We start from the raw sequence: 10210 nt of genomic DNA on the forward strand, positions 1-10210 counted from the left end.
ATAGGAAATTGCCGCTTTACCTTTTTTATATAAAAAACCCCCTATAAAGTAATTGCTACTTTATAAGGGGTTTTCTTTTTTTAGTTTTCTAAAGCCATTAATTTTTGATTATCATCAAGAGCTGATTCATGTGCATCATGACGTTTTTTCAAGTGGCTCATAGATAGATATAGTAAACCAATACATGCAATCATGATGATTGTAAGAACGAGCATCGACATACTGTATACATTTGGTCCCATACCTGCTGCCAGTGACTCTCTAAATGCATAAATCGAGTAAGTCATTGGTAAGAACGGATGTATTAAATTGAAGAACCATCCAGTAAGCGGCATTGGGAATGTTCCGCCTGATCCTGCTAATTGAACAATGAGTAATACCATTGCGATAAAACGACCTGGGTTATCAAATGTCATGGCAAGGAGCATGATAAGGAACATATAAGCAAGTGCCGTAATAATCGCGGTTCCGAAGAATTCAACGATATTATCTGGTCTTAGTCCAAGTGCAATCATGATGCCTCCTTCAAGAAGTGCCATCGCAACTGCTGCGACAAAACCAAGTGATAGTTTACTTAACCACCATTTATAAGCTGGTTGACCTTCCATCGAAACACGTCTGATTGGCATGATGAAGTTAAATACGAGTGCTCCAACATATAAAGCGAGTGATAAAACATATGGTGCTAGCGCGTGACCATAATTACTTACGTGTGTATATTCATTATGTGCGAGTTTTGTTGGACTAGCAATCATGTTAAATGTTTTATCAGTTGCTTTTGTATCTTTGACTTGCTGTGCTCCGTCTGCAAGTTTGTCTGTTAATTCTGTGCTACCGTCTGTTAACTTAGTAAGTCCATCACCTAATTGGAAGGAGCCATTCGCTAGTTTGGAAGAACCATCGGCAATTTTGGAAGAGCCATCTGCTAGTTGCCCTACGCCTGAAACTAGTTTTGGCGAATTAGCTGATAGTTGGTTTAGACCGCCTGCTAATTGGCTTGAACCTGCTTGTAGTTGATTAACACCACCTGCAAGTGTTGGTACTTTAGCAGCTAATTGGTTTGTCCCGCCTTGTAATTCTGATGCTCCTGAACGTAATGCCTCGGAATTACTTGCAAGTTGATTACCACCATCATTTAACTGACTTAACCCATTTTCCATACTTGCACTACCCGCAGCGAGTTGTCCTACACCAGAAGTTAGGGTTGGCACTTGGCTGTTAAGTTGATTTGTTCCTGCAACCAATTTGGCATTTCCTGCTTGTGCTGATTTGAGTCCAGCAGTTAGTTGGTTCGCACCGCCAAGTAGAGTTTGACTGCCTGAACCATTAATTGCTTGGTGAATACTGTTAAATGCTTCGTTTGTTCCACCGTGAACTGCTTGATAACCAGCGGAAATTTTCGCTACGCCAGTTTGTAATTCTGTTACTTGTGTTTGAATTGCCGCTAAATCAAGACCTGATAAGCCGCTTTGTAGTTGTTCGACTGTTGCTACTTGTGTAGCGGATTTTTGTGTTTCTTTATCTAAATCGGCTTGAATAGCATCCATAATTTTTTGTTTATCTTCTGCACTCACGCCAGCCGTCGCATTAATTTTTGATTTAATTGCTTCCGCATCGAAGTTCGCATTAGATTTGATAAATGTTAAACCATTTTGTAGATCACTTAAACTTTTTTGTAGGGCAGCGAGTTGTTTTGCAAGTGCTGCATCTTCCCCGTTCACACTTTTATTTAATTGATCAATTCCTTGTTGTAAGTCGTTCATACCTTGTTTTAATTGGGCAATTTTGCCTTGTTTATCAGTTAAATTACCATCTAATTCTTTAAGTCCTGCTGAAAGTTTGTTACTTCCATCAACTAGTGAATCTAAACCAGTTGCTAGGCTTTTTTGACCGTTGTTTAGTTGTGTTATGCCCGATGCTAAAGTTGGTACACTGCCATTCATCTTATTTAATCCATCTGAAAGTGCAGTAGAACCAGTGTAAGCTTGGTTAATTCCGCCTGCTAATGTATCTACACCAGATGTGTAGGTAGAAACTCCGCTAGCTAATTTTGTTGCCCCGCCATCAAGTGCTGCAACACCATCTTTTAATGGCCCTACTCCAGCTGCAAGCGTTGAAACTCCAGCATTTAGTTTATCTCCACCAGCAGCAGCCGTGTTCACGCCATCTGTGTAAGTTTTCAAGCCAACTTCTAACGTATTAGCACCATCTTTGAACGTTAAAGAGCTATCTGCGAGCGTTTTTAAGTTCGTTGAAATAGTTTTATTACCTTCTTGCGATTTCACGAGACCATCTTTGATTTTTTCAGAGCCATCAGCTGCTTGGGCGAACCCTTCACCAGACTCTTTAATTTTATCAAAAATTGCTTCCGCGTATGATTTTGTTACTTCAGCGGAAACCTCGCTTTTCAGTTGTTTGGCTCCTTGTTCACTCACGACTTGACCTAAATAGTTAAGCGAGCCGTTTGTTTTATAGGATAATTCCATTTTTTTCGGATCTTTATCTAAAACGGATGCTGCATTTTTAGAGAAATCTTTTGGAATCGTGACAATCATATAATATTTGCCATCTTTTAAACCTTGTTCCGCGTCTTCTTTGGAAAGAAAATTCCAATCAAGTTCTTTGTTGCTTTTCAGTTTTGTGACTAACTGATCGCCAACATCCATTGTTTGACCGTTATAATCAACTGGTTTGTCATTGTTAACTACCGCTACTGGTAAATCCCCTGTTTTGCCGTACGGATCCCAGACGGATTTTAAGAAAAAGCTTGCATATAAAAGTGGAATAAACAGAATAACTACAAATGATAAAAGTAGTATTTTGTTTTTAAATAATTTTTTCCACTCATTTTTTACCATATCCATTTTATTACCGCACTTCTTTCTTTTAAAGATTTATTACGCTTCGTTCCAATCTATGATAGTGGTTCGTTCTTTCCCAATAACTTGCTCTACTAAAACAGATAATTTTTGTGAGTATAAATAATTAGCGTATTCTTTATCAGCGTTTCTAAAAGCACTTGTAATGGTGTGAATACCGGACTCTGCAAATTCATGATAGTCAGAGAAAACAGTGTGGATTAAGTCGGAATCTGGGTATGTATCGATTTTTCCTTCCACTGCTTCTACAATGTCTAGCAAATTAATTTCTTCCGGGTCTTTAGCGAGCGTGAAACCACCGTTATTGCCGGATACTGAATTAATCAGTCCGCTGACGACTAGTTTCCTCAAAATTTTACTAATGTAAGACGGTGACGAATCACGTAAACGGTGATGAATAGTTACGGAAGAAATGGGAACATCTACCTTCTGGGTGTACAACATCGTCATAATACAAAATACCTGATCCATACTTTTGCTCAACTTCATCATTAAATCCTCCCTCTTCCCATTATTACCTTTTGATATCCTTAATGGACATTCAACATCTATATACAATACACCCATTTTTTTTAAAGTGCAAGCGTTTTTTACTAAAAATGGAAAAAAATTTAATGAATGCGTTTGCCGAGAATAAAACAACCGCAAGTACTGTCTCAAAATTTTTCCATGGCTAAGAAAAAAACTGGAATAATTTTTGAAAACAAACGTGCTAATCTAATACATGTTCCAACAAACAATGACTTAGGAGGTGCTTTTCTCGTGTTAACTGATGATGTTCCAAAAAAATCACATTTACCATTAATTAAGCATCATTCTAATTACTTATAGCTTCGTTTAGTTGTATTTTCGCAAACAAAAAATTGGGAGGTACTACACAATGTCTAAACAAGCAAAGTCTTTAACCTTATTCGGATTTTTCGCCATCACGGCTTCAATGGTTATGACAGTTTATGAATATCCAACATTTGCCACTTCCGGCTTTCATCTTGTATTTTTCTTACTACTTGGTGGATTTTTATGGTTCTTACCAGTCGCTTTATGTGCCGCAGAAATGGCGACAGTTGAGGGCTGGCAAGAAGGCGGTATTTTTTCTTGGGTGGGAAATACACTCGGGGAACGTTTTGGTTTTGCCGCAATCTTCTTTCAGTGGTTTCAAATAACGGTCGGATTCGTGACAATGATTTACTTCATTCTCGGCGCACTTTCTTATGTGTTTGATTTTCCCGCGCTCGAATCGAATCCTTTTATTAAATTTATTGGTGTATTAGTTATTTTTTGGGGACTTACTTTTTCCCAATTAGGTGGTACGAAAAACACGGCTAAAATCGCGAAATTTGGTTTTATTATCGGTATTCTCATCCCAGCAATCATCTTATTTATCTTAGGTATTGCTTATGTTGCTGGCGGGAATCCACTTCATGTCACTTTTTCCAAAGAGGCGTTTATCCCGGATTTCTCAAAAGCTTCAACATTAGTCATCTTCGTGTCCTTTATACTCGCTTACATGGGTGTTGAAGCTTCCGCAAGCCACGTCAATGAAATGACCAATCCAAAACGCGATTATCCACTAGCAATGATTATGCTCGTAGTTCTCGCCATCGCACTGAATACAATCGGCGGCTTAACAATCTCTGCTGTATTACCTTTGAAAGAGTTATCTCTTAGCTCGGGCGTCGTGCAAACATTCCAAGCGTTAATTCTGCATTTTGGTTCCGGCTTAGGTTGGGCTGTAAAACTCATTGCCATCATGATTGCGCTTGGCGTCATGGGCGAAGTTAGTGCCTGGGTAGTCGGCCCATCACGTGGAATGTACACTGCAGCAGAACAAGGCTTACTTCCAGAAAAAATGAAAAAAGTAAATAAACATGGCGTCCCTGTCCCACTTATTATGGTTCAAGGCATCGTAGTAACCATTTGGGCAGCTATTCTCACATTCGGTGGTGGCGGAAATAATTTATCATTCCTAACTGCCATTTCCCTAACTGTTGTCATTTATTTAGTCGGCTATTTACTCTTTTTCATCGGTTACTTGGTACTTATTTTCAAAAAATCGAGCTTAAAACGCACCTATCAAATCCCTGGTGGCAAAATTGTTAAAGTGATTGTAGCACTAATTGGCTTAGTAACATCCGTTTTCGCTTTATGTATCTCTTTTGTTCCACCAGCATCCATCGCCGCAAAAAGCGATATGACATATATTGTTATCTTATCGATTAGTTTTATCGTCACCGTGTTAATTCCATTTATTATCTACGCCGTGCACGATAAAAAAGACATCACGCCCAAAAATATTAAACATTTAGACTCAAGCGACATCAATAAATTCACCCACCCAAGAGCTCGCGGCGAACACATTATTAATCCCGACGAAAAACATATTATGAATCAAGACAAATTATAGGAGGAAAAAATCATGTTATATAGTAAAGAAAATAAAGAAAGTTATTTAGAACCAGTTTTCGGATCAAGTGCAGAGGATCGTGATATTCCTAAATACACACTAGGAAAAGAACCACTCGAACCTCGGATAGCTTACCGTTTAGTGAAAGACGAACTTTTAGATGAAGGTTCCGCTCGCCAAAACCTAGCTACTTTTTGTCAAACTTATATGGAAGACGAAGCAACCAAATTAATGTCCGAAACCTTAGAAAAAAATGCGATCGATAAATCGGAATACCCAAGAACAGCTGAACTTGAAAATCGGTGCGTTAATATTATCGCCGACTTATGGCATGCACCTAAGGACCAAAAATTTATGGGGACTTCCACAATTGGCTCTAGTGAAGCGTGTATGCTTGGCGGAATGGCAATGAAATTTGCTTGGAGAAAACGTGCGGAAAAACTTGGCTTAGATATTTATGCGCAAAAACCAAACCTCGTTATCTCCTCTGGCTATCAAGTATGCTGGGAAAAATTCTGTGTCTACTGGGATATCGATATGCGCGTTGTTCCAATGGATAAAGACCACATGCAACTGAATACCGACCAAGTACTTGATTACGTCGACGAATATACAATCGGCGTTGTCGGCATCCTCGGCATCACTTACACAGGCCGCTACGATGACATCTACGCACTTAACGAAAAATTAGAAGAATACAATAGCAAAACAGATTATAAAGTTTATATTCACGTTGACGCAGCTAGTGGCGGTTTCTTCACTCCATTTGTCGAACCTGACATTATCTGGGACTTCCGCTTGAAAAACGTTATCTCCATTAATACTTCTGGTCACAAATACGGCCTCGTTTATCCAGGTATCGGTTGGGTCCTTTGGAAAGATGAAAGCTACCTACCAGAAGAACTCATTTTTAAAGTCAGCTACCTTGGCGGAGAAATGCCAACCATGCAAATCAATTTCTCCCGTAGCGCCAGCCACATCATCGGTCAATACTACAATTTCTTACGCTACGGCTTCGAAGGCTACCGCACCATTCACCAAAAAACAAGCGATGTCGCGCAATACCTTGCTCATGCAGTCGAACAAACCGGCTACTTTGAAATTTATAACGACGGCTCCCATTTACCAATCGTCTGCTATAAATTAAAAGACGACGCTAGCGTAAAATGGACATTATATGATTTAGCGGACCGCCTCCAAATGCGCGGCTGGCAAGTTCCCGCATACCCACTACCAAAAAACTTAGAAAACATCATCATCCAACGTTATGTCTGCCGCGCTGACCTCGGTTTCAACATGGCAGAAGAATTCATCCAAGATTTCCAAGCCTCTATTCAAGAACTAAACAACGCCCACATTCTCTTCCACGATACCCAACAATCCGGCGTCCACGGCTTCACACATTAATAAAAAGGCTAGCCTCTCAAATAGGCTAGCCTTTTTTCATGTTCTTTTATTCTAAGCGACTGAATCGCCCTTTCTACATCTACAAGATCTCTGTCAAAAAAAGCCAAGGAAATCGGAATAATTATCCCATCTACCGCTTCCTTTAATTCCATTTCACAGTTCGGATGGCAAAGCACAATCGTTGGCTCACTTGACTCCGCTAAAACCTGGTTCAACTCCTCCACTGAATTAAACATCGTCTCATGCACCGTCACCTTCCGCCCCAGCTCTTGCTCAACCTGAAACTTACACGACTCGAAATTAATTAAATTAAAGGAAAAAATACAAATTTGCACCGGATTGTTCCATTTATAAATCAGAGGATACAAATGAATCGTCAAATAATTAATGTGCGAATCAATTAATAATACTCGATATTCACTAGCCTCATTCCAGCGCTCCAAAACATTTTTCACAACCATATAAAGTGGCTCATACTTTTTATCCAGTAATCGCTCATTACTCGGAATAAGCCCCTGCAAATTAAACAACGTCTTCTTCAAAAAGTAACAAAGTGCCGCCCGAAAAAGTGAATGATTAACAACCTCCGGACCAAAATATTCCTCAAATAAATCAATCAAAACTTGTAAATCCGCATTTTTCATTATCAAATTATTAAACTGCTCCAACTCCACCTTTTTCATGGAAGCATCAATGATACTAAAATTAGTCGAATAATAAATCAGCATTAAATACAAGTAATCATTATATGAAAACTCCTGACCAAGCTCTTTTTCAAGTGTTTCCTTACTACTTTTCCGAACCATATCAAGAAAGCTTGAAGACTCAATATATTTTTGACACTGTTCATCCAATATAATTGCACTAGTCGGAATATCCCTCTTAAACACCATCGAAATCAGCGACCGAAAATACGCATGACCTTCCGCATTATGCGCCAACGTATCAATATTAATCCGCAAATTCAACGTCGCCATAAAGTCATCAATCATTTGCTTCTCCTCATCCAAAAGTGGATAAATAAGCACACCATATTCTGCTTGAAGAAGCGCAATCAAATACCGAACCCTATATTCCTTCCCAGTAATTCGATTATTATCAAGTGTCAAATCAATTTCTCGAAGAAACGCTTCTACCTTGTGCTTCAACCGATACGCATGCGAATGAGAAATAAAATACGTATCCATAAAATCTGTGAATTTGCGCTCCTCCACATTCGTAACAAAAAACGCCACACATTTTAAAAACATCGAGTTATCATATAATTTGTACAAAACTTTCCGCTCCGTTGCCCCATTTTGCAATCGACATTGGTACACCCAATTATCTGCACATTCTTTCATCTGAATAACAATCAAGCCATTCAATTCTTCATTTAACGCATGAATATCCGACCTTACCGTCACCCGCGAAGTCTCCATATATTCCGCAATTTCATCTAAATTCGTATGCTTATTCTTAAGTAGAAAATCACAAATCAAACATTTTCTTTTGATATCCTTTTCAATATAATTCGTAAGCATAACTTTCCTCTCCATAAAAGATTAATCAACAATAGTTATTGGTCAAACTATTGTTAAAATAATCACATATAAATCCAAATGGAAATAATTCCATTCCTAATCAAAATCATAAATATACACTTCGATACCATCTTCTATAAGTGTTTTTCTGATAATAGGTTCAATAATTTCCCATTTCCCCCCAGCTAATCCACACCCAATTCTCGGCATATGAATACTCGCTTGTTGCTCTTTCGCTATTTTACTTAATTTTTCTAAACAACTTTCCACCGCTTCATATCGAATTGGCGCACCTGTCGAACCTGTTTTTATTCCTTTCTGACCAATCATATTGCAAATACTTATATAATCAGTCACTGGAATTAGTTGAACTTCTCCCAGTTCAAAACCATTCTTATCTTTATACCATTTTCTATAAGCTTTCTCAGGCTCTTTCCACTTTCTTGAAATAGCTAAAACAAAGCCTTTTCCCCAACCACCTACATCATTACAAATATGTGCAATAATTGTATTTCCTTTAGCCATGGGATTTGTTGCATCACCTTTTAAATAAGTAATCTGCGTCATCTCTGTAAATTTTTTATGTATGGTTTAACTCATTAATTACTTTTTGCAATTTGCGCAACATAGCATTAAAATCTGCTGCTGTAGAAACTACAATTAGGTTCTTCCCAATTCAAATTCTTTATTACAAAATTTTGTATTGCTTCCCATAAAAACCAACATCTAATAGCAAATCATCTGGATACTGGACTTGTAAAATATCCTCTTTCAAAAGATCACTTTGATCAAAAAAACAATTTGCCCATTTTGTAATCTATTTTTGAGAACATTTAAACCTAAACAACTCCTACTAAATGGCTATTTACCAACTCTATTTATAACACAACTTTCAAATAGAATCCACCTTTGAAATAAAAAATACCAACGAATCGTTAGAAACGTTGGTATTTTTTATTTGTTCATCTACTTTTGTATCATTGATTTTCTACTTCTTTAATTTCCTCTTTATAAGTATCTAATGCCTCTTCTTGTACTTTATTTATCTCTTCTTCTTGATTATCACCATACAATTCCGTTTCTTTTTCACTATCAACATTCATTTTCCCGAAATTAACTCCTACTGGAACATAATATTTATCTTCTGGATCGTAAGTCAAAAACAACATATAAGTTTCTTTATTTTCCATTTTTTCATAACCTGCAACGTGATAAGTCGTATTTGTTTTTTCGTCATGTCCTTCATTTTCATATATTGGTATGATAGTATCTTCAGCTAAACTTTCTTTAGTATCATTTTTTATAACTTGTGCTATCTTAAAATCAGACATTCTATAGACAGCTAAAATCCCGCCTTCAGCATCACGATCAACTTGAGATTCACCTCGCTTACTCAGTGAACCAATAACAATCACGTTACTTGCCTTACTAAGTTCTTCTTCACTATCAAAACTATCCGTCTTAGCCTCCGCAGCAACTTCCGTAAAAGGCTTTGGCTTCATTTTCTGATATGTCATATAGCCTCCTATACTTAATAAAAGCACTGCGATAATAGCAATTATCGTCATTTTTTTTCTATCCATAATAAAAACCTCCATTATAAATTAATATTTAACATTTATACCTTTTTATCATCGGATAGTGGATAAGCTTTTCCATTAAATCTATAATGCCTCATAACAAAAACAGAATTTTTTGTTGTGTGTGGGATAATCCAATTGTTTATCCTACTTCATGAACAACTGTTTCTCTCTTGTTAGCTGCACTAAGGTTTTTAAAAGATTTATAATAAATTATCCTTTAAATCAAATAAAAAACCCCATCACTCATAAAAGTGTTGGGGTTCTAAGTATACCGGCGGCCGGGGTCGAACCGGCACGCCCTTGCGGGCACAGGATTTTGAGTCCAGCGCGTCTGCCAATTCCGCCACGCCGGCGTAACAATATAATAAATTATAACTTTAAAACATTAATTATGCAAATGGAGGCGCCAACCGG

Annotated in this window: 7 protein-coding genes and 2 tRNA genes (1 of these 9 running past the window's edge); 2 read left to right on the forward strand and 7 right to left on the reverse strand. The window is 37.7% G+C overall.

What is annotated here, in order from left to right; all coding sequences use genetic code 11:
- Positions 1–80 precede the first annotated feature (80 nt).
- Positions 81–2864 carry a YhgE/Pip domain-containing protein gene (locus HRK21_RS03385; protein WP_069887749.1) on the reverse strand — a complete coding sequence of 928 codons (2784 nt, stop codon included), beginning with the start codon at positions 2862–2864 and terminating at the stop codon, positions 81–83.
- 33 nt (positions 2865–2897) lie between these two features.
- Positions 2898–3368 carry an Rrf2 family transcriptional regulator gene (locus HRK21_RS03390; protein ID WP_003723817.1) on the reverse strand — a complete coding sequence of 157 codons (471 nt, stop codon included), beginning with the start codon at positions 3366–3368 and terminating at the stop codon, positions 2898–2900.
- 391 nt (positions 3369–3759) lie between these two features.
- Here HRK21_RS03390 and gadC point away from each other — a divergent pair, with 391 nt between their 5' ends.
- Both gadC and gad read left to right on the forward strand, forming a co-directional pair.
- Positions 3760–5283, forward strand: coding sequence for a glutamate/gamma-aminobutyrate antiporter (gadC, locus tag HRK21_RS03395; protein ID WP_070005804.1), 1524 nt, complete (start codon positions 3760–3762; stop codon positions 5281–5283).
- Positions 5284–5295: 12 nt separating this feature from the next.
- Positions 5296–6690 carry a glutamate decarboxylase gene (gene gad, locus HRK21_RS03400; RefSeq protein WP_070005803.1) on the forward strand — a complete coding sequence of 465 codons (1395 nt, stop codon included), beginning with the start codon at positions 5296–5298 and terminating at the stop codon, positions 6688–6690.
- Positions 6691–6698: 8 nt separating this feature from the next.
- Here gad and HRK21_RS03405 read toward each other — a convergent pair whose 3' ends face one another.
- The 5 genes from HRK21_RS03405 to HRK21_RS03425 form a co-directional block, all read right to left on the reverse strand.
- Positions 6699–8213, reverse strand: a complete 1515-nt coding sequence (locus HRK21_RS03405; protein WP_069887745.1) for a helix-turn-helix domain-containing protein — start codon at positions 8211–8213, stop codon at positions 6699–6701.
- Between the two features lie 96 nt (positions 8214–8309).
- On the reverse strand, positions 8310–8738 hold the full coding sequence (locus HRK21_RS03410; protein ID WP_223276779.1) for a macro domain-containing protein: 429 nt from the start codon (positions 8736–8738) through the stop codon (positions 8310–8312).
- A 452-nt stretch (positions 8739–9190) separates the two neighbouring features.
- Positions 9191–9796, reverse strand: coding sequence for a hypothetical protein (locus HRK21_RS03415; RefSeq protein WP_070005801.1), 606 nt, complete (start codon positions 9794–9796; stop codon positions 9191–9193).
- A 269-nt stretch (positions 9797–10065) separates the two neighbouring features.
- Positions 10066–10149: transfer RNA gene (locus HRK21_RS03420), tRNA-Leu, on the reverse strand.
- A gap of 45 nt (positions 10150–10194) precedes the next feature.
- Positions 10195–10210 (reverse strand) — tRNA-Cys (locus HRK21_RS03425) (it continues 58 nt past the right edge of the window).

This window comes from Listeria monocytogenes (assembly GCF_013282665.1).
GTDB classification, from domain to species: domain Bacteria; phylum Bacillota; class Bacilli; order Lactobacillales; family Listeriaceae; genus Listeria; species Listeria monocytogenes_C.